This window comes from Spirosoma liriopis, assembly GCF_023196085.1.
GTDB lineage: Bacteria > Bacteroidota > Bacteroidia > Cytophagales > Spirosomataceae > Spirosoma > Spirosoma oryzicola.
In genome coordinates this window covers 759,093-779,984 of the sequence record NZ_JALPRF010000001.1, presented here as the reverse complement: position 1 = coordinate 779,984, position 20,892 = coordinate 759,093, and the positions used below count along the sequence as shown (strand labels likewise).

At 49.3% G+C, this 20,892-nt stretch carries 17 protein-coding genes; 13 read left to right on the top strand and 4 right to left on the bottom strand.

Annotated features, from left to right (window positions below; all coding sequences use genetic code 11):
• Positions 1-10 precede the first annotated feature (10 nt).
• The 3 genes from M0L20_RS03270 to M0L20_RS03260 all read left to right on the top strand — a co-directional run bounded on the left by M0L20_RS03270 (position 11) and on the right by M0L20_RS03260 (position 5,495).
• Entirely contained in the window at positions 11-1,564 is a 1,554-nt protein-coding gene (locus tag M0L20_RS03270; RefSeq protein WP_248475674.1) for a SusD/RagB family nutrient-binding outer membrane lipoprotein, read from the top strand.
• Between the two features lie 93 nt (positions 1,565-1,657).
• Positions 1,658-4,984: a VCBS repeat-containing protein gene (locus tag M0L20_RS03265; RefSeq protein ID WP_248475673.1), complete on the top strand. Its 3,327-nt coding sequence runs from the start codon at positions 1,658-1,660 to the stop codon at positions 4,982-4,984.
• 124 nt (positions 4,985-5,108) lie between these two features.
• Complete coding sequence (locus M0L20_RS03260) at positions 5,109-5,495, top strand: DoxX family protein (protein ID WP_232559425.1); 387 nt, start codon at positions 5,109-5,111, stop codon at positions 5,493-5,495.
• Positions 5,496-5,578: 83 nt separating this feature from the next.
• Here the strand turns inward: M0L20_RS03260 and M0L20_RS03255 are convergent, their stop codons facing one another.
• Complete coding sequence (locus M0L20_RS03255) at positions 5,579-6,259, bottom strand: ABC transporter ATP-binding protein (RefSeq protein ID WP_232559424.1); 681 nt, start codon at positions 6,257-6,259, stop codon at positions 5,579-5,581.
• A 278-nt stretch (positions 6,260-6,537) separates the two neighbouring features.
• On the opposite strand from M0L20_RS03255, the gene M0L20_RS03250 reads away from it, so the two are divergent.
• Positions 6,538-7,239 carry a head GIN domain-containing protein gene (locus tag M0L20_RS03250; protein ID WP_248475672.1) on the top strand — a complete coding sequence of 234 codons (702 nt, stop codon included), beginning with the start codon at positions 6,538-6,540 and terminating at the stop codon, positions 7,237-7,239.
• Between the two features lie 100 nt (positions 7,240-7,339).
• Positions 7,340-8,479, top strand: coding sequence for a 5-(carboxyamino)imidazole ribonucleotide synthase (locus M0L20_RS03245; protein WP_262923842.1), 1,140 nt, complete (start codon positions 7,340-7,342; stop codon positions 8,477-8,479).
• 55 nt (positions 8,480-8,534) lie between these two features.
• On the opposite strand, the gene lepA is transcribed toward M0L20_RS03245, so the two are convergent.
• Positions 8,535-10,322, bottom strand: coding sequence for a translation elongation factor 4 (gene lepA, locus M0L20_RS03240; protein WP_232559422.1), 1,788 nt, complete (start codon positions 10,320-10,322; stop codon positions 8,535-8,537).
• Between the two features lie 489 nt (positions 10,323-10,811).
• On the opposite strand from lepA, the gene M0L20_RS03235 reads away from it, so the two are divergent.
• From M0L20_RS03235 to M0L20_RS03220, 4 genes are all read left to right on the top strand, one after another.
• Positions 10,812-11,291 carry an Lrp/AsnC ligand binding domain-containing protein gene (locus tag M0L20_RS03235; protein ID WP_232559421.1) on the top strand — a complete coding sequence of 160 codons (480 nt, stop codon included), beginning with the start codon at positions 10,812-10,814 and terminating at the stop codon, positions 11,289-11,291.
• Between the two features lie 96 nt (positions 11,292-11,387).
• The gene (hslV, locus tag M0L20_RS03230) at positions 11,388-11,927 is read left to right on the top strand and encodes an ATP-dependent protease subunit HslV (protein WP_232559420.1); all 540 of its coding nucleotides are present in this window, start codon (positions 11,388-11,390) and stop codon (positions 11,925-11,927) included.
• 97 nt (positions 11,928-12,024) lie between these two features.
• Positions 12,025-13,512: a sensor histidine kinase gene (locus tag M0L20_RS03225; protein ID WP_248475670.1), complete on the top strand. Its 1,488-nt coding sequence runs from the start codon at positions 12,025-12,027 to the stop codon at positions 13,510-13,512.
• Complete coding sequence (locus M0L20_RS03220; protein WP_232559418.1) at positions 13,466-13,930, top strand: response regulator; 465 nt, start codon at positions 13,466-13,468, stop codon at positions 13,928-13,930. Before M0L20_RS03225 ends, M0L20_RS03220 begins: the two co-directional genes overlap by 47 nt.
• Positions 13,931-13,993: 63 nt before the next feature.
• On the opposite strand, the gene dacB is transcribed toward M0L20_RS03220, so the two are convergent.
• A complete protein-coding gene (gene dacB, locus M0L20_RS03215; protein WP_248475669.1) occupies positions 13,994-15,523 on the bottom strand; it encodes a D-alanyl-D-alanine carboxypeptidase/D-alanyl-D-alanine endopeptidase in 1,530 nt (509 codons plus the stop codon).
• 143 nt (positions 15,524-15,666) lie between these two features.
• Between dacB and M0L20_RS03210 the strand changes: the two genes are divergently transcribed.
• The 4 genes from M0L20_RS03210 (at position 15,667) to M0L20_RS03195 (ending at position 20,068) form a co-directional block, all read left to right on the top strand.
• A complete protein-coding gene (locus M0L20_RS03210; protein ID WP_232559416.1) occupies positions 15,667-17,112 on the top strand; it encodes an MBL fold metallo-hydrolase RNA specificity domain-containing protein in 1,446 nt (481 codons plus the stop codon).
• A 76-nt stretch (positions 17,113-17,188) separates the two neighbouring features.
• Positions 17,189-18,142 carry an acetyl-CoA carboxylase carboxyltransferase subunit alpha gene (locus tag M0L20_RS03205; protein WP_232559415.1) on the top strand — a complete coding sequence of 318 codons (954 nt, stop codon included), beginning with the start codon at positions 17,189-17,191 and terminating at the stop codon, positions 18,140-18,142.
• 99 nt (positions 18,143-18,241) lie between these two features.
• The gene (locus tag M0L20_RS03200; protein ID WP_248475668.1) at positions 18,242-18,859 is read left to right on the top strand and encodes an HAD family hydrolase; all 618 of its coding nucleotides are present in this window, start codon (positions 18,242-18,244) and stop codon (positions 18,857-18,859) included.
• 57 nt (positions 18,860-18,916) lie between these two features.
• Positions 18,917-20,068 (top strand): site-2 protease family protein, encoded by a 1,152-nt coding sequence (locus M0L20_RS03195; RefSeq protein WP_248475667.1) that lies wholly within the window; start codon positions 18,917-18,919, stop codon positions 20,066-20,068.
• Positions 20,069-20,083: 15 nt separating this feature from the next.
• On the opposite strand, the gene radC is transcribed toward M0L20_RS03195, so the two are convergent.
• A complete protein-coding gene (gene radC / locus M0L20_RS03190; protein ID WP_248475666.1) occupies positions 20,084-20,779 on the bottom strand; it encodes a RadC family protein in 696 nt (231 codons plus the stop codon).
• Positions 20,780-20,892 lie beyond the last annotated feature (113 nt).

The following is a 20,892-nucleotide window of genomic DNA, read 5'->3' as shown; positions in this document are numbered from 1 at the left end:
TATTGTCACTATGACTTCCTATAAAAAACGGCTACGTCAGTCTGTTGTGGCAGCTGCTCTTTCGGCCCCTTTGTTCTGGGCGGTTGGCTGCACCAACAATTTTGACGAGATCAATACCAACAAAACAAAAGTAACCATCATTGGTACGGGTGAAATTCCTTACCTGTTTTCCAAAGCGCAATCGGCAGCGACGCTTCCGGCGGGTAATTACCAGGTTGGGCAGAATCTTTTCTCTGACCAGTACGCGCAGTATTTTGCCTGCGTCGCTACGTACTTTCCATCAGATCGGTTCGTCATTCGCATGGACTGGCTACAAGGCCCCTGGACCGCTCAGTACACGGAGGTTGTCCCGCAGTTGAAAACTATTCTGTCGAGTACCGATGCCAGTTCGGCGGAAAATGCGCTGGCAAGCATCTGGTGGGTATATTCATTCCACCGTTGGACAGATTATGTCGGACCTATTCCGTATTTCAAAGCGGGTGAACCGGCCACCTCGGTTGCTTACGACGCGCAGGACAAGATCTACGACGATTTCTTCAAGCGATTAGCCGCTGCCACGACGGTTCTGAAAGCGAAAACGGCTGAGAAGCCCTACGGCTCGTTTGATTTGATTTACGGCGGTGACGTGAACAAATGGATCAAGTTTGCCAATACAATCCGGTTGCGGTTGGCGCTACGGATCTCTAAAGTTGATCCGACCCGCGCTAAATCAGAAGCGGAAGCCGCCGTTGCGGGTGGAATCCTGACGACTAGCCCCGACGACGATGCCCTGGTGCAGCGTAGCACGAAAGGTGGCGACAATAATGGTTTGGCCATCATGTCGGACTGGAACGAGTTTCGGATGAGTGCGGCTATGGAGTCGGTGCTCAAAGGGTATGAAGACCCACGGCTGCCGACCTACTTTCTACCGGCGGTGAAAACAAATAGCTACGAAGGGCTGCGGAACGGTTTGACGACGACTCAGTTGACCGATCCAACCAATACCGCTGATTACAATTCGCACGTAGGCCAGCGCTGGACTTCAACCGGTCTGGGAACGGCTCAAAACGTGATGGCTACTGCCGAAGCGTATTTCCTGATGGCCGAAGGAGCCCTGAACGGCTGGAAAATGGGCGGAACCGCGAAGGAGTTGTATAACAAAGGAATCGAAAACTCCTTAAAGCAGTGGGGTGTAACGGATGCCGCGTCTATTACAGCTTATCAGAATAGCACCAAAACGCCCGTAGCGCCAAATGACTACCTGAAATCAAGTCCGTTGAGCAACATTCCGGTTGCCTGGGGCAGCACCGAAGCTATCCAGCGGGAGCAGATCGGTACGCAGAAATGGCTGGCTATTTTCCCGGATGGGTTTGAAGGCTGGGCCGAGTACCGCCGGACGCGTTTCCCGAAATTGTACCCGGTCGCCAACTCCGACAACCCGGATATTCCGGCGGGTGGCGTACTGCGCCGGATACCTATTCTGCTCGTCGAGCAGCAGACCAACGCCGTCGAAGCCAAAAAAGCAGAGTCGTTGCTGAATGGACCCGATAAAGTGACTACGCCATTATGGTGGGATAAAAATTAATTGACGTTATCTTTAGTACATAGGTCGTGAAAGCGGGCGGTAACTCGTCCGCTTTCACGATTTAAGGCCAACCGTACCTGTAAATTGCATTCAATGAAGACGTATCAACTAGGTTTGCTTATATTGTTGCTGGCTGGTTGTCAGGAAAACGATACGTTGTTCGAGAAACTTTCATCATCCCAAACGAACGTCACCTTCAAGAATACACTCGATGAAGCCCCCGAGTTTAACGTCCTGAAGTATGGTTATTTCTACAACGGGGGCGGGGTGGCCGCTGGTGATTTCAACAACGACGGTCTGACGGATCTGTATTTTACCGGTAATCTCAATGCCAACAAACTGTATCTAAACAAGACGGAACCGGATTCCGGCGAAATAACCTTCGAGGATATTACCGACAAAGCGGGCGTTGGTGCCGCCGATGGGTGGAACACCGGCGTTTCGCTAGTCGATATCAACGCCGATGGCTGGCTCGATATTTACGTTTGTCGGTCAGCGGCTGTCGATGTTCGATTGCGCCGGAACTTACTGTTCATCAACAACAAAAATTTAACGTTTTCGGAAAAAGCTGCTGAATACGGGTTAGATGATCCGGCCTATTCGACCCAGGCCGCTTTCTTCGATTACGACCGCGACGGTGATCTAGACTGTTTTCTGTTGAACCACTCGGTGCAGGAGTTTGCCGGATTCAGCCGTATGATCGGCAGTTATAAACAGCAGAACAACCCCAACTATTCAAGCAAACTGTACCAGAACCAGAACGGTAAATTCGTTGACGTATCAACATCAGCGGGTATGGTTTCCAACGTGCTTAGTTTTGGTCTTGGCGTAGCGGTGAGCGATTTCAACAACGACGGCTGGCCCGATCTGTACGTTTCCAACGACTACAACGAAAATGATTATCTGTACACCAATCAGCAGAATGGAAGCTTTCAGGAAGTGGTGCGGAATGCGATGGGGCACACGTCACTGTATTCGATGGGCTCCGACGCGGCTGACATCAACAACGATGGCCGAACGGATCTGCTAACGCTCGACATGCTGCCGGAAAATAACGAGCGGATCAAACTAACGTCGGGCGACGATAATTACGATAAATATGAGCAACTGCTACGCGCTGGGTTTCACCACCAGACGATGCGTAATATGCTTCAATTGAACGTGGGTGATCAACCAGAAGCGAATAGTGGGGGAAAAACGAAACCTGCTGTTCCTGTTTTTAGCGAAATAGGGCAATTAGCGGGTGTCTCAAACACGGACTGGAGCTGGGCTGGCCTCTTCGCCGATTTTGACAATGACGGCTGGAAAGATCTGTTCGTTACCAACGGCTACGCCCGCGATTACACGAACATGGAGTTTTTGAAGTTCACGATGGATGAACAGTTGAAAACGCGCGAAACTGGCAAGTCATCCGACCCGATGGCGGTAATTGCCAAAATGCCCAGCATTGACGAGTCTAATTACATCTTTCGCAATACAGGACAGCTAACGTTTGAAAACAAAACTACCGACTGGGGATTTAAAGAGCCTTCACTATCGAATGGGGCTGTATACGCGGACTTGGATAACGACGGTGACCTGGACTTAGTCATCAACAATGTCAACGCGGAAGCTACTGTTTACGAGAATCACGCGGAGAAAAACGCATCAAATCATTATTTGTCGGTTCAACTGGCGGGCGCTAATCCGGCTAAGCTGATCGGATCGCGCGTGAGTGTCTGGGCGGGTGGACGAATGCAGATGCAGGAATTCATGCCGGTTCGGGGATTCCAGTCGGCGATGTATGGCCCTTTTTTGTTTGGCCTGGGAAATACGACACGCGTTGATTCGGTCACGGTTCGGTGGGCCGATGGGAAAACGCAGCGTGTTCAGTCCGACGGAAAGCCGCAATTAATTATTCCGTACAAACCTACTACGAAAACTGTTTTAAAGGCTACTCTTAAACCGTACTGGGACGTTACGCAAAACCTACCCGCGTTGCATCGGGAAGATACGATCAATGATTTCAAAGTTCAGCCATTATTACCATACATGCTGTCGCAGACAGGTCCCCGTTTTGCGGTTGGTGATGCCAATGGCGATGGACTCGATGATGTATTTGTTGGTGGGGGACGCGGGCAGGGTGGACAGGTTTTCGTACAACGCGCGGGACGTTTTATTCCTCTTTCGCAGCCCGCGCTCGTCGCCGACCGGGCTTGTGAAGATGCCGGAGCCGAATGGGTAGATGTGGATGGAGACCGGGACCTCGATCTGGTTGTCGCAAGCGCCGGTTATGAACTGCCTGCCGATGACGCTCGACTGAAAGCGCGCTTGTATCTGAACGATGGTACCGGAAAACTGACGAAGGCTAATGCTTTCCCTGATGTGCTTGTTAGCGCATCGTGTGTGCGCACGGCTGACGTGGATGGCGACGGCGACCGTGACCTGTTCATTGGCGCGCGGGTTGTGTCGGGCCGCTATCCAGAATCGCCAGTGAGTCATTTGTTGCTGAACGATGGCAAAGGAAATTTCTCAGATGGTACGACGCAACAGGGCACGTTGAAGCAACTTGGTATGGTCACCGATGCTGTTTTTGCCGATCTAACCTCGGATGGTAAACCTGAACTAATTGTGGCGACAGACTTTGGACCAATTCAGACGCTTACGTTTCAGAAAGGGCAGATGCAGCCGTTGAACAACGGTTTGTCAGCTGTAACGGGTTGCTGGAACCGGCTGCTGGTGGGCGATTTCGACAACGATGGAAAGCCCGATATCATAGCGGCTAATGCCGGTTTAAATAGCCAGTTGCGGGCCGACCTAAACCACCCGTTAACCTTGTACGGAATGGAAAGCATCACCGGAAATCAGCTACCCGTGCTGGCCGGTTATGATAGAAATGCTAAATCACCCAAAGAACCGTTTCCTTTCAACGCCCGCGACGAAATGCTTGATCAGGTAGTTGCGCTACGCAAGAAGTTCACCGACTATACGAGCTACTCAAAAGCTACGATTACCGATTTGTTTACGGAAGATGAGCTAAAAAGGGCGCAAAAGCTTCAGGCTGCCGAGCTACGAACGGTGCTGTTTCACAATGAGTCGAACCGCTTTATTGTGCAACCGTTGCCCATAGAAGCGCAGGTTACTCCGGCTTACGCATTGGCCGCTGTTGATGTAAATAAGGACGGTTTGCTCGACCTGATCATTGGCGGTAACCGCGAGTACAATCGGGTTCGGCTGGGTAAGTCGGATGCCAATCGAGGGCAACTGTTTCTGAACCGATCTCGACCAGGAAAGCCCCTATTTGCTTACGTACCCATGCCACAGTCGGGTTTGTGTTGGAGCGGTGATGTTCGCGATCTCTCTGTTGTACGTGTGGCTGGACAAACCGAGCTCTTGGTAGGGGTAACGGGTCAACCCGTGAGAACGTATACCATGAAGTAAACCTATTGCGCTGTCATTAGAGACTGCCAACAATCGGAAGGGTGTACGGTTAACATACCGAGCCTTGTGGTAGCCTTATTAGGTACATGACCGGCTCAATACCAGTGCTAAACAATTCACCGTTATGACCGAGAAAAACGTAAAAAAAGCAGCGAGACTTCTGCTTGGCGCAAACCTGCTATTTGCCGGAATAGGCCACCTGACCTTTTTGAGAAAAGATTTCAGGGCACAAGTCCCGGACTGGGTTCCCCTTGATGTAGATGACACAGTTGTTTATTCAGGCATCGCCGAAATCGCCCTGGGAAGTAGCCTCATCTTCACCGATGAAGAGCATCAGGAAACGGTTGGTAAGGTGGCGGCTGCGTTCTTTGCGGCTGTTTTTCCCGGAAACATTTCTCAATACGTCAACAACCGAAGTGCGTTCGGTTTAGATACCGACAGAAAACGCTTTGTTCGTTTGCTTTTCCAGCCAGCGCTTATCTATTGGGCGTTAAAAAGTACGGAGAAGTAAAGCCCGGCCTTGCGTGTCAGTTTCGGGTATCGTGTGGTGTCGGTTTCTCAAAACCGACACCGTAGTCTTCCTGTTTTGTCAAGCTATACTTTAGCTTCTTCAGGTTCCAGCCAGCCATCTTTCAGCCGGACGATCCGCGAACCGTAGGCCGCGTTGGCTTCCGAGTGGGTTACCTGTACGATGGTAACACCATCCTTTTTGTTCAATTCGCTGAAAATTTCCATGATGTCGCGCGCCTGATCAGAGTGCAAATTACCGGTTGGCTCATCGGCGAAAATCACCGACGGCTCAGCCGCTAAGGCCCTTGCAATACCTACCAACTGTTGTTGGCCACCCGATAGTTGCGCGGGGAATAAGTCTTTTTTGGCAACGATATTGAAGCGGTCGAGGAGTTCAGCTACCCGGCTTTTTCGTTCTGAACCGCCTAGTCCTTTGTAAAGCAGGGGCGTTTCGATGTTTTCGTAAACGGTCAGTTCGTCGATCAGGTGGTACGCCTGAAACACAAACCCGATCTGCGTGCGGTGAAGCTCCGTTCGTTTCTTCTCGGATAGTTTTTGAACCGGCTGGTCATCAAATAAATATTCCCCTTCCGACGGTTCTTCGAGCAGTCCCAGAATGTGCAGTAATGTGGACTTTCCCGAACCCGATGGCCCCATGATAGACACAAACTCACCCTGGGCAATCTCCAGATTGATATTGCGGAGTACGTAAATTCGGCCAAAGCCAGCGGGGTAATATTTAGCGACGTTATTAAGCTGAATCATAATCGGTTATCGTTGAATGCGTTAGTCGAGGTTGAGAATTTAGGTGCCCTGCGTGAATAATACCTGCGCTTGCAAAGTCTGCGTCTGTCTCACTCAATCTCAACTGTCGTGCCACGTTTGTAAGTGGTTGTCTAATAACAAATTAGGTTTAGATCGTTCCGACTTCTCGTCCGGCAGCGGACAAAGCTACTTTTGAAATCGGACATATTTTCTGAGCAGTTGTGCAACTTAATGCGCTTTTGTTACATCTTCACATAAACCAACTCGTTTCTTAAAGCATGAAAGCAATAGTACTATCCTTGTTTGTTGTAGCGTCTGGCATGCATTCGGCTAGCACTGACTGGAAAAAAGATCGCACTGTGTCGGGGTTTACGGGGTTGAGCGTTAGTAGCGGTATTGATGTTTATCTCTCCCAGGGCGGTTCCGAAAAACTAACCTTTGATGTCAAAGGGGTTGATGAAGAGGACGTGAAGTCAGAAGTGAAAAACGGCGTTTTGAAACTGTACATTGACCGCAAAGGTGTGATGAACTGGAGCTTTGGAAAGAACACATACGTCAAAGCGTACCTGACGTTTAAACAGCTGACGGATCTGCACGCATCCGGTGGGGCTGACGTGTTTGGGCAAGGCAGGTTATCGTTTGATGATTTGAACGTGGAAGCGTCGGGCGGCTCCGACGTGAAACTAGAGCTTAAAGCCGATGAACTGAACGTATCGGCATCGGGTGGAGCCGACGCCATCATTCAGGGCTCAGCGCGGACGCTCAATGCAAACGGCTCGGGCGGAGCTGACCTCGACGCGCGTAAACTGACCGTTGAAACCTGCAATGCAAACTCGTCAGGTGGTTCTGACGTGTACGTTAATGCTTCTCGGGAATTAAGCATGAAAGCATCGGGCGGTTCAGATATATACTATTATGGATCTGCTAAAGTGCTGGCAAAGAGCAAGTCGGGTGGATCTGATATTACACAAAAGAACTAAGAAAGCGCCTAAAAGCGTCTTTGTGTGTACCGAGTAATTAGGGTAATTGGCTGATTGCGGTAATTTTGCACTATAAATTTCTAATCAACCAATTACTCTTTTGACACCTACCATTGGTATTCTTGGCGGGGGCCAACTCGGTCTGATGCTATTGCAGGCCGCTATCGACTGGAATCTTCGCGTCAATATTCTCGACCCCGACGCCGAAGCACCCTGCCGCCACCTTTGCACGCAATTTACGCAGGGATCGCTGATTGATTATGACACGGTTTACCAGTTTGGCCAAACGGTTGACGTGCTGACCATCGAAATCGAGCGTGTGAACGTGGAAGCACTCGAAGCGCTCGAACGCGAAGGAAAGAAAGTTTTTCCGCAACCTTCGGTTATCCGGGTTATTCAGGATAAGCGGCTTCAGAAACAGTTCTACCGCGATCACAACCTGCCTACTGCCGATTTTATCCTGACCGAAAACCGCGCTGACGTAGCGTTGGTTGAAATACATCAGCCTGATTTTTTCCCCGCCTTTCACAAGTTAGGCCGCGATGGGTACGACGGACGGGGAGTGCAACGCATTTCGTCGGTCGCCGATGTGGGTAAAGCCTTTGACGCGCCCGGCGTATTGGAGAAAGCCGTCGATTTTGAGAAAGAGCTAGCCGTCATTGTTGCCCGCAACGAACGGGGAGACGTGCAGACATTCCCAACCGTTGAAATGGTTTTTCACCCCGAATTGAATTTGGTCGAATACCTGTTTGCGCCCGCTGAAATTTCGGAGGAGATAAACCAGCAGGCACAGGATATTGCCCGTCGCACTGCCGAAGCGTTTGGAATCGTTGGCTTGCTAGCCGTTGAATTGTTCCTCGATAAGTCCGGCAATGTGCTGATTAACGAAGTGGCTCCGCGTCCGCACAACAGCGGTCACCACACCATCCGGGCTAACGTGACCTCTCAATTCGAGCAGCATTGGCGGGCTATTCTCAATTATCCGCTCGGCGATACAGCGGATTATCAACCTGCTGCCATGGTTAATCTGCTGGGCGAAGATGGATTTACGGGACCAGCGGTGTACGAAGGATTGGAAAATCTGTTGGCTATGCCTGGTGTGTTTCCATTCTTTTACGGAAAAGCGATTACCAAACCATTTCGTAAAATGGGGCACGTAACCGTTATGGACACCTCACTGGAAGCACTACGCGAGAAAGTCTCCGACGTGAAGGGAGCTATCAAAGTAGTAAGTCAGTAACGCTCATAAAAACAAAAAGCCCCGTTGATCGATCAACGGGGCTTTTTTTACGGCTTTAATTTATCTTAAGGACGGCCATAAATGCTTCCTGCGGGATTTCGACGTTACCCACCTGACGCATCCGTTTCTTTCCTTTCTTCTGCTTATCAAGCAGTTTACGTTTCCGGGAAATATCACCGCCGTAACACTTCGCGAGTACGTCTTTCCGAAGGGCGCTCAGCGTTTCGCGGGCGATAATTTTCTGACCGATAGCGGCCTGAATGGCAATTTCGAATTGTTGACGAGGAATCAGTTCGCGAAGCTTTTCGCAGAGTTTTTTACCCCACTCGTACGACTTCGACCGGTGGACAATGGCCGATAACGCATCGACTTTATCGCCGTTGAGCATCACATCCAGCTTCACCATGTCCGATTCGCGGTTGTCCATGAATTCGTAATCAAGCGACGCGTAGCCACGCGAGATCGTCTTCAATTTGTCGAAAAAGTCAAAGACAACTTCGGCTAGTGGCATTTCAAACTGAAGTTCTACCCGGTCGGCGGTCAAGTAAACCTGATTTCTGAGAATGCTTCGCTTGTCCATGCACAAACTCATGATGCCACCGACGTACTCGGACTTGCTGATGATCTGCGCCCGAATAAACGGTTCTTCAATGAAATCGATTAGGTTTGGTTCGGGCATGTCAGCGGGTGCCGACACCTGAATAGCTTCACCTTTGGTTGTCAATACCTCAAACCGCACCGACGGTACGGTGGTAATAACGGTCATATTGAATTCGCGTTCCAGCCGCTCCTGTACAATCTCCATGTGGAGCATTCCCAGGAAGCCGCACCGGAATCCAAAACCCAAAGCCGCCGATGTTTCAGGCTCCCAAACCAGAGCTGCATCATTGAGTTGCAGCTTTTCCATCGCGTCGCGCAGGTCTTCAAACTCGCTGGTTTCTACCGGATAGATACCGGCAAAGACCATCGGTTTCACTTCCGAGAAACCCTGAATGGCGGCACTGGCGGGGTTATCGATGGTTGTAACGGTATCACCCACCTTTACTTCTTTGGCTACCTTAATTCCCGAGATCAGGTATCCTACGTCACCACACTCGATAACGTCTTTGGGTTCCTGGGTCAGGCGTAGCGTTCCGATTTCATCGGCAAAGTATTCTTTACCGGTGTTCATGAACTTTACCTTATCACCCTTGCGAATGCGGCCGTTCTTGACACGGAAAATAACTTCGATACCTCGGTAGGAGTTGAAATGCGAATCGAAAATCAGCGCTTGCAAAGGACCGTTGGGATCGCCTTTTGGTGGGGGAATCCGTTCGACGATGGCCGCCAGGATTTCTGGAACACCAATGCCTTCTTTACCCGATGCTGGAATAATGTCATTGCGATCACAACCCAGCAGATCGACCATCTCATCCTTAATTTCTTCGGGCATGGCACCGGGCAGATCAATCTTATTCAATACAGGAATAATGACCAGATCGTTGTTGAGCGCCAGGTAGAGGTTGGAAATGGTTTGCGCTTCTGTACCCTGTGAGGCATCGACAAGTAGCAGCGCACCCTCACAGGCAGCAATGGATCGCGATACTTCGTAGCTAAAATCGACGTGACCAGGCGTATCAATCAGGTTCAATGTGTACAACTCACCATTGTACATATAGTCCATTTGAATGGCGTGGCTCTTGATGGTAATGCCCCGCTCGCGCTCCAGATCCATGTCGTCGAGCAATTGAGCCTGCATATCGCGGGACCCTACAGTCTTGGTAAATTCGAGCAGTCGGTCAGCTAGCGTGCTTTTGCCGTGATCGATATGGGCAATAATGCAAAAATTACGGATATGTTTCACGTTGTAAAACGGAGGAGTCTTTACTACTAAACGGCAAAAATAACTAAAAAAGTCCGCCTTTCGCTTATATCTAAACGGGCACAAAAAAACAAACGCCGGACTCATCAGGGAGCCGGCGTGTTCAATTACACTTCATCAACAAACTAAAAACCAAATGCTGTAGGAGGGGGACTCGAACCGCCCACGGTGCAGTTAGCCACAGTACAACTCTGGTGGTCAACCCCAGTCGCCTTTGCAGGCGGCATTATGCTGCGTTTATCCTTTATCACCACCCCCGAGACAGGAGGGCACGTCTGCCAATTTCGACATCCTACAGTGTGAGAAAAGTTATCAAGAAGACCGGCGTGTGACCCCGCTCGATCAACTTGACAATGCAAAGATAATACAGCCTATTGCTCTATTGCAAATTTCATATAAAAAATTCGCAAAATTTATAATCTATTTAAAAAATGGCTATTATTGTTAACAGTTATCAAAAACAAACTAAAAATGACCGAGAAAAATTTAGAAATTGATAATACTGATCTAAAAATACTGAGTTTATTAATGCAGGATGCCAACATGCCTTACACCGAAATCGGTAAACGTATTTTTGTTTCGGGAGGTACGGTTCACGTTCGAATGAACAAGTTAAAGCAGATGGGTATCGTTCGCGGGTCGCAATTGGTGATCGATCACGCCAAACTGGGTTGGGACATTAGCGCCTTCCTTGGAATTTACCTCGATAAAAGCTCGCTGTATGGTGAAGTGTCCGAACAACTGGAAAAAATTCCGGAGGTAGTTAACGTTCATTACACAACGGGTATCTACAGCATTTTTGCCAAAATCGTCTGCCGCGACACGCAACATCTGCGTGAAGTATTGCACGACAAGATTCAAAAAGTGGCTGGTATTCAACGCACCGAAACGTTTATATCCCTGGAAGAGAGCGTTAATCGGCCTATCCCATTTGCCGAAGTTAAAGAATGACTTCTGCATCACGACGCCTTATGGGAGATGAGCAAACGGCACTACATGAACCGTAAACAGGCTTTTGTGCGTTATAGAAGCTAACAATTTTATTCCATGCAACCTATAATTCATGCAACTACGGTGGTCGGTATCCGGCACAATGGTCAAGTCGCACTAGGCGCCGATGGCCAGGCCACCATGGGCAATACCGTTGCCAAAAGTAATGTCCGTAAAGTTCGCGTACTAATGGGCGGTAAAGTGCTGGCTGGCTTTGCCGGTTCAACGGCTGACGCCTTTACGTTGATTGAACGATTTGAAGAAAAGCTGAACGCTTACGGCGGTAATCTGAAGCGAGCGGCTATCGAACTGGCCAAAGAGTGGCGTACAGACCGCTATTTACGCAAACTGGAAGCGATGTTGATTGTCGCTACCAAAGATGATTTGCTGCTGGTATCAGGTACGGGTGATGTTATTGAGCCTGACAACGAGATTGCAGCCATTGGGTCAGGTGGGGTGTATGCCCAATCGGCGGCCGTAGCCCTCAAGAAACACGCGTCTTCATTGTCCGCCGAAGAAATGGTACGCGAAAGCCTACACATTGCTGCTGATGTGTGTATTTACACGAATCACAATTTAGTTGTCGAAACACTCTAGAAAGTGCCAGGTGATCAACCCTCTATAGACGGCTTAACAAAGGCAAGTTTGCCCATTTCTTTATTTATATTTGCAGTCTATAGATTTTATTAGCGTAATGAAATTACTTAAACAATCGGCCCCGAAGATTATGAACCGACGCATTGCGCTGGGCTTCTTCGTGGCGATGGTTCTCATTGCGTCAGGGTTCACTTTGTCATTTTACAGTTATAATCAGTATCGTACAGATACTGAACGCGTTCGCCACACCTACGAGGTTGTCGGTTCACTGGAAAGTATTTTATCGTTGGTCAAAGACGTTGAAACGGGATCGCGAGGCTACATTATCACCAGCGATTCAGCTTACCTGGACAATTATCAGGTGGCCATAACGGTGCTTCCAAGCCGACTGGAGCAGCTACACACCCTCATGGCCGACAATGACAATACCGTACAGATACAACGGGCGGGTAAACTCGATCATTTGGTAGCGGATAAGTTGGCGCTTTCGCAGTTGCGCGTTAAAAATCGCTCGATGAATGTGCCCTACACCCGCAGTTTAAACGGGGAGGGTAAGCGCCGAATGGATGTGCTCCGACGGCATATTGCCGTTATGGTCGATACCGAACGGTCGCTGATGGAAACCCGAAACCGCCAGGCGGCCCGCTCATTCCGCAATACGCTTATCATCATATTCGCTTTATCGCTGCTTACATTCTTATCACTGGTTGTTTCTTATCAACTGTTGGAACAGGAGCTAGCCAGACGGCAGCAGAACGAAGACCAGTTGAGAGCATACGAAGCGCGACTGAGGGAGCAAATCCGGCAACTGGAATCGTCTAACGAAGAGTTAGAGCGATTTGCGTTCGTTGCCAGCCATGACTTGCAGGAGCCGCTCCGGAAGATTCAGTCGTTTGCCAACCTGATTACGGATCGTTACGGTAACTTGTTTGATGGCGACAGCCTCTTGTTTATGAACAAGATTGTTCATTCTGCTGAGCGTATGTCAAAATTGATTAAGGATCTGCTTAATTTTTCCCGCATCTCCAACCATCAGGAAGAATTCAAACCGGTGCCGTTGGGTATGATTATTCAGCGTATCCTTGACGATCAGGAATTGCGTATCAAGGGGCTAAATGTTCTGGTCGAAGTAGGCAGCTTGCCAACGATTCCGGCTATCAGCAGCCAGATGGACCATCTGTTTACGAACTTGATTTCCAACGCATTGAAGTTCGCCAGGCCGGATGTGCAGCCGTTGATTCGAATACAGGCCCGTTCTGTGAAGGGGTCAGCCTACCCTGAATTAATTTCAGAGCGTCTTTACTCGGAAATCACGGTTCAGGACAATGGAATTGGTTTTGACGAAAAATATTTAGACCATATTTTTAAAGTTTTCCAGCGATTGCACGGCAAGAGTGAATTTGAAGGTACTGGTATCGGGCTAGCCATTTGTAAGCGGGTCACGGTTTCGCACCACGGATACATAACCGCTAAAAGTCAGCCAGGACAGGGAACAACGTTTATCGTTGTCTTGCCTGAAAGTCAATCACTACAAGATTATGACCGATCAAACCCAACAGAGAGCTATTCATATTCTGCTAGTTGACGATGATGAGGACGATCGTTACCTCACTCGTGAAGCATTTCATCAGCATTACCCATCCAGCCGTATTTCGTTCGCGGAAGATGGGGAAGATTTGCTTGATTTTCTGAACTACAAGGGACGCTATGCGCAATCGGGCCATACGTTGCCTGAGCTGATTTTGCTGGACCTGAATATGCCCCGTAAAGACGGCCGAGAGGCTTTGCGGGAAATCAAAGCGAACGATGAGCTTCGCCACATTCCCATTGTGGTGCTAACGACTTCTGATGCAAAAGATGATATCGAGACATCCTATTTTAACGGAGCGAATAGCTTCATTACCAAACCGCCTACTTTTCAGCGGCTCAGCGAAGTGACAAAAGCCATTGGCCAGTATTGGTTCAATGTCGTTACCGTTTGCGATCATGAAGTAGAAGGATAAAAACGTAGCTGTTTGGTTTACAACGGTCCGGATCGACGGTTGTGTAAACCAAACAGCTATCGGCTATTTTCCACTCAGCCCAACCAGTCCCACAAAAATCTTTTCCAACTCTGCCGTTACGGTGCGGTTTTGACCAGGGGTGAATTTGTTGACCAACACGCAAAATGTCATCCGTTCGCCGTCTGCTGCGGTAAAATAACCGGCGTAGGCCCGGACGCCTTCAATAGAGCCACTCTTTGCCCGAATGTTACCGGCTGCGGCTGTACCACGCGCCAGGCTTCTAACGGTTCCTGTCTGGCCGACTACCGGAATCGTTTCATAAAATTGGGGAAACGATTTTTCCCGACCCATCACGCTCAGGATACCCGTCATGTTGTCGGCGGTAAGGGCGCCAACAGTTGATAAACCACTGCCATCCCGAATCCGGAAACCGGATACATCTACCCCTTTGGCTTTCCAGAATTCAGTGAGCGCGTCAATGCTAGCGCTAGTCGAACGAACCGACTTCTTTAACGTCAGCGCCGTTGTTCGTAACAGGGCTTCGGCGTACAGATTGATACTCTGAAAATTGGTTTGCTGAATTAGCTCGGCCAGCGTGGGCGATCGATGCTGATTTAATGCTGTTCGCTTACCGTTTTCGGTAATAGTACTGGTCAATCCTCCGCCGACGGATATGGGTAAACCGCTGATCGCTACGCTGTCTTGGCGTAGCTGCTCCTGAAGAGCGTAAGCCGCAAAATAGGCCGGGTCGGGAAGCGATCCTTTCACGCCGAATTCGTTGGCTGGCTCACCAATGGGTACTTTGCCCGTCAACCATCGCTGATTCATAAACGGTGTTCCATAGATAGTAACCTGATCGCCGGTACGAGCGGCATCTGTAACAACACTGTTCTGCAACGTGAGGTAGGGTAGGGATGGGTCGGTTCGTAATACGCCAGCCGGAACGTTGACTGATTTGCCGGTTTTAAAGAATACGCGATACAAATTTTCGTTGATGTTCAACGCACTCAGGTTAGCCCCATAATAATTACCCAGATCGCCATAAGGCCAGGTATCGGGCGTGGTCAAATCGGTATACAAGCGGGCATCGCCTACTACCGCGCCCTGAATCCGGCGGATGCCAGCCGCTTTAACCGCTCCCGACCAGAATTTCAGCAAAGCGCTCAGGTCGTAGTAAGCTGGAAACCGCCAACTCCCCAGCGAAGGATCGCCCGTTCCGCGAATGTAAAGATTGCCCGTCAATGTACTGTCCTTTAGTATGCCATCGTATTCCAGTGTTGTCGTGTATGTGTAATTACTGCCCAGTACAATCATTGCTGTAGCTGTTGTGATAAGCTTCAGGGTAGAGGCTGAGGGTAAACTTAGGCGGGCATTATAACCAATAATCTCAGCCCCATCGCTTACCCGACGAACCGACAAAGCTACAGTGCCAAACCGAGCGGCTGGACTTGACTGAAACGCTTCGACACGGGCCAACAAACGCTGAGTCGCCAGTGAGTCGGTAGTAGAATTCGAGCCGGAAAATGCGTTTACTGAAACAGAACAGTGGAACAGACTGGTTAATAAAAAAATAAATAGGAACAAGCGGGGCATAAAGAGCGTTTGGAGACAGTTAGGGGATTCGGGCTGTATTTCGTACTTTTGCAAACTTACGTAATACTGACCACCTAGCTTGTGTTAACTCCCACCCTTTACGAGACATCGAACAAACGACATAGGTTTTTTAAGCTGTACGCATGAAATTATCGTTTATGGGGGCGGCCCGACAGGTAACAGGCAGCATGTACCTGTTGGAGTTGGAGGATGATTACCGCATCCTGATTGACTGTGGGTCGGACATGGAACGGCCCAAGTCCAACGGGCAGGCCGGATCACAGGATATCGCCCAAACCACTCCTCACATGGGTTTTTTCCCATTTGAGGCTTCAAGTATAAATTTAGTGCTGCTGACCCACGCGCACGTAGACCATTCAGGAAACCTGCCTAACCTTTTTCGGGAAGGGTACGAAGGGCAGATCCTATGCACAGAACCCACGTTTGCGCTGACGAATGTACTGCTGAAAGATGCGGCTTCGCTCAATCAAAAGCGGATTAACGAACTGAACGCCAGTAAAAAACAGCGCGTCAAGGATCGGCAAGCACAGATGCAGAAAGATCTTTTTCTGGATCGGCAGGTACGCGAAACGATGGAGAATGTCGTCCCGATTGCTTTCAACCGCAAGTTTAGAGTAGCCGACGGCGTCGATGTTACCTTTATTCCGGCGGGGCATCTGCTCGGAGCGGCTCATATCGTCATCAATGTGTTCGAGAATGGCGTTCGGAAAAGCATCTGTTTTTCGGGGGATATAGGTCGGAAAAACTATCCGTTGCTGGTTGACCCCGCACCCGTACCACCGGTTGATTACCTGGTCTGCGAAAGCACCTACGGCAATCGGCTCCACGAGAATCTGATGTCGCCGGAAGATGCGCTGGCCGATATTATCCAGCGAACCTGCATTGACATTCCAGGGCGTCTCATTATTCCTTCGTTCAGCGTTGGGCGTACGCAGGCGTTGCTGTATACGCTGAATCGGCTCTATACTGAGCGTGACTTCCCACCGATACGGGTCTTCTCGGATAGCCCTATGGCGTTCGAGAGTTCAAAGATCTACTCGCAGCACATTAAAATGCTGAACGGCGAAGCCAAGGAGTTTTACGCGGAGAACGAAGCGCTGTTTGACTTCCAGAACTTTCAGTTTCTCGAATCGTCCAAGGCCAGCAAAGCGGTATCGAATTACGGCGAACCCTGCATCATTATCTCGTCGTCGGGCATGGTCCAGGGCGGACGCGTCGAATACCACGTTGCCGAAAACATCAGCAACCCGTACTCGACAATTCTTATTATTGGCTACTGCGCCGAAGGAACGCTCGGCTGGCGGTTGCTAAACGGGCAACAAACGCTGAGCATCAAAGGCAAAGACCATCAGGTACTGGCTAACATCGAAAAAATTGACGTGTTTAGCGGGCACGGTGATCGGAATGATCTGATGAATTTCGTCGAGATGCAGTCGCCCGAAACGCTTAAAAATATTTTCCTCGTCCACGGTGAATACGAAAGCATGGAATCCTTCAAGGCTACACTGGCCGAAGCAGGTTATCCGCAGGTTGTTATTCCCAAAAAAGGCGAGAGCTTTGACTTATAGTGTGGGAGGCAGAAATGGGGAGTAGAAACGGTTAACGCTGTTTCTCGGCTCTTGTCTCCCTCCGAATGACCAGTTTATGAGAACATACCTTGATTTTGAAAAGCCCATCGCTGATCTGGAAGCGCGGTTGGAAGAAACCAAACGACTAGCCCAAAGCAGTAATGTAAATGTTAGTGAGGCCGTTGGTGTACTGGAGCAAAGTATTGATAAACTGCGCCGGGAAATATTCCAGAACCTGACACGGTGGCAACGGGTTCAGCTGTCGCGCCATCCAGACCGGCCTTATACACTCGATTACATTTCGCTCATGTGCGAGCAGTTCGTCGAATTGCATGGTGACCGTACTGTGCGTGATGATCCGGCGATGGTGGGTGGATTCTGTGAACTGGACGGTCAAACCGTTATGATTATCGGCCAGCAGAAAGGACGTAACACCAAGCAGCGTCAGCACCGTAACTTCGGTATGCCAAACCCGGAAGGTTATCGGAAAGCGCTGCGGCTAATGAAGTTAGCCGAGAAATTCAACAAGCCAATCATTACGCTGATCGATACGCCGGGCGCTTTTCCAGGGCTGGAAGCGGAAGAGCGCGGACAGGGCGAAGCTATCGCACGTAACCTCAAAGAAATGTTCATGCTTACCGTACCGGTTATCTGCATCGTCATTGGTGAGGGGGCGTCGGGTGGCGCATTGGGTATCGCCATCGGAGACCGTGTGCTGATGCTTGAAAATACGTGGTACTCGGTTATTTCGCCAGAAAACTGCTCAACGATCCTCTGGCGTAGCTGGGATTTCAAAGAGCAGGCGGCTGAAGCCATGAAGCTTACCGCGCGTGATATGGAGATGTACAAACTGGTTGACGGTATTGTTGAAGAGCCGCTGGGTGGCGCTCATAACGACCATCAGCAGATGGCTTACCAGCTCAAAAAAGTTATTCTCGATGCACTGGGCGAACTGAATGCAATTGATCCGCAGGAACGAATCAGCCAGCGTATCGATAAATTCTGTTCGATGGGTGTTGTCATCGAATAGCGCTGATCTTTTTCTTTCTATTACCGCATTACGCTGCTAAAATGATTGTTATAATCATCGTTATCAGCGTAATCGTTTTTACGATACTATTCTGGCCCCATGCTTCATAACCTTATTTTTGATCTCGGCGACGTTATTATTCCAATTGATCTGACGGCGCCTATTCGGAACTTTGCTACGCTGGCTAACTTACCCGAGGCTGAGGTCGAAACAATTTGGCAGCAGTACGATTTCATCAATCACTACGAAACAGGTATCCTCGACGATGAAGGCTTTCGGAGCCACATCCGGCAATTGCTGAAAAATGATGCCTGGGCCGATGAGGTTATCGATACGGCCTGGAATACCATCCTGCTTGATCTGCCTGTCGAACGAATTGAGCGCATCAAAGAGCTGAAACAGCATTACCGCATTTTTCTGCTAAGTAACACCAGTCCTATCCATATTCGGCGCGTTAACGAAGTGCTAACTGCTATGGGCCAACCAAGACTGGATGAACTCTTTGAACGGGTCTTTTATTCCTATGAAGTCCGGATAGCTAAGCCGTCACCCGAAATCTATCAGCATGTGCTAAGTGAGGCTGGCCTGGTTGCCGAGGAAACGGCCTTTTTTGATGACAATGCCGCGAACATCCGGGCGGCTGCTGAGTTAGGTATTCGGGCTGTGCAGGTTCAGCCACCTAAGACGATTCTGGATTACTTAAACGAAAATCTATAGTGTATTGCCTGTACGACATACGGCTACATCGTAGATCATATACAGCATAAAGCATTAATGCGCCAACGTACAAAAACGTACCTCCTACAAGGAGGTCTTTTTTTAATTACCCTGATTACAACCACGATGTCCGGAGCAGAGTGGATGTATGGCCGGTTGTTTATTCCGTTCGAGAATATGCCAACGCTGGGCTGGAAGGAGTTTGTGGACGGGTTTCAGTTCTCTATTCCATTTCTGGCTATCCTGACTGTCCATGAATTCGGGCATTACTTCACGGCGAGGGCCAACAACGTACGCGTTTCGCTGCCGTACTATATTCCGCTCTGGTTAGGTATCGGACAAAGCATCGGGACGCTGGGCGCGTTTATCCGCATTAAGGATTACATTAATAGCCGTAGAAAATACTTCGATATCGGCATTGCTGGTCCACTAGCCGGGTTTGTACTAGCTTTAGTAGTGCTTTGGTACGGGTTTTCGCATTTGCCGCCACCCGAATTTATTTTTACCATCCACCCGGAGTACCAGAAATGGGGACTGGATTACGGACAGTATGCCTACCAAAACCTTCCGCCGGGCGGAGCAGTCGGTTTAGGCGATAACCTACTGTTTACCTTCTTTAAAACGTATGTAGCCGATCCTGCGCGGATACCACATAGGTACGAAATGATTCATTACCCGTATTTGCTGGCAGGGTATCTGGCACTTTTTTTTACTTCTCTCAACCTGATTCCAATCGGACAACTGGACGGCGGGCATATTTTGTATGCGCTCATAGGTCGTGACTCGTACCGGTGGGTTGCTCCGTCACTGTTTATTGTTTTTGCATTCTATGCCGGATTGGGCGTGTTTAAACCGTCGGATTTTGCCCTGGCCAATGATGATGCTTTCTTCTCGGAATTAGTCTCGTTCGGGCTTTACATTACCTTTTTGTACCTGGCTTTTTCACGCATCAGCGAAAGCCGCATGACCTCGTTGTTGATTACCCTGAGCGTAGTCGTTATGCAGCTAATCTTTTCGTGGATTCAGCCTCAGTGGGAAGGGTACTCTGGTTTTCTGGTATTTGTGTTTGTCTTGGGGCGTTTCCTGGGCGTCTATCACCCCGAAACTGAACTCCAGGAACCACTCGATACTAAGCGAAAGGTATTAGGCTGGCTGGCATTGCTTGTTTTTATACTCTGCTTTAGTCCGAAGCCTTTCCTAATTTCATAAGCACCTTGACCTTTATTACAACAACCCTTCATCAGCAAAACTGAAATAACTTTTGTCGGTAAAGATCAGGTGATCGAGTACGGGAATTTCCAATACCCGACCTGCCTCTTTTAATTTACGCGTTAAGTCTTTGTCAGCTTGCGAGGGCGTAAGATTTCCAGACGGGTGGTTGTGAATAAGAATTATTGCCGAAGCCAAATGCTCAACGGCCTGCTTAAAAATAAGTTTGGCGTCGGCAACCGTACCCGATACGCCACCCGAACTGATCTGAGCCGGTCGGAGAACTTCGTTCGCTCGGTTCAGGAGTAAAATCCAGAATTCTTCGTGCGGTTTGTCAAGCAGGTGTGGGCGTAACTCGTTGTAGGCATCGCGAGAGCAGGTTATCCGCGCTCGCTGGGGGCGATCCTGTTCTTTACGACGTCGGCCCAGCTCGAGTGCCGCCACGATGCTAATGGCCTTTGCTTCGCCGATTCCCCGAAATTTAGACAAATCCTTGATGCTGAGTTTAGCCAGTTCATTAAGGTTGTTACCAACGCTTTTAAGAATAATTTTAGCTACGTCTACGGCAGTCAGGTCAACTGTGCCGGAATTAATCAGAATGGCAACAAGCTCGGCTTCAGAAAGCGCGGCTTTGCCTTTGAGCATGAGTTTTTCGCGGGGCCGGTCTTCTTCAGCCCAGCTTTGAATGGTACCAGCGTTTTCGTAAGCCATGAAAGCGGATTTGTTACGGGGTATTACGCTTCCAAAGTGCATAAAAAAACCTTATCCGCAAAGAGATAAGGTTTCATAACCAAAAAAGTTGTTTACAAACGAGAAGTGCTTAC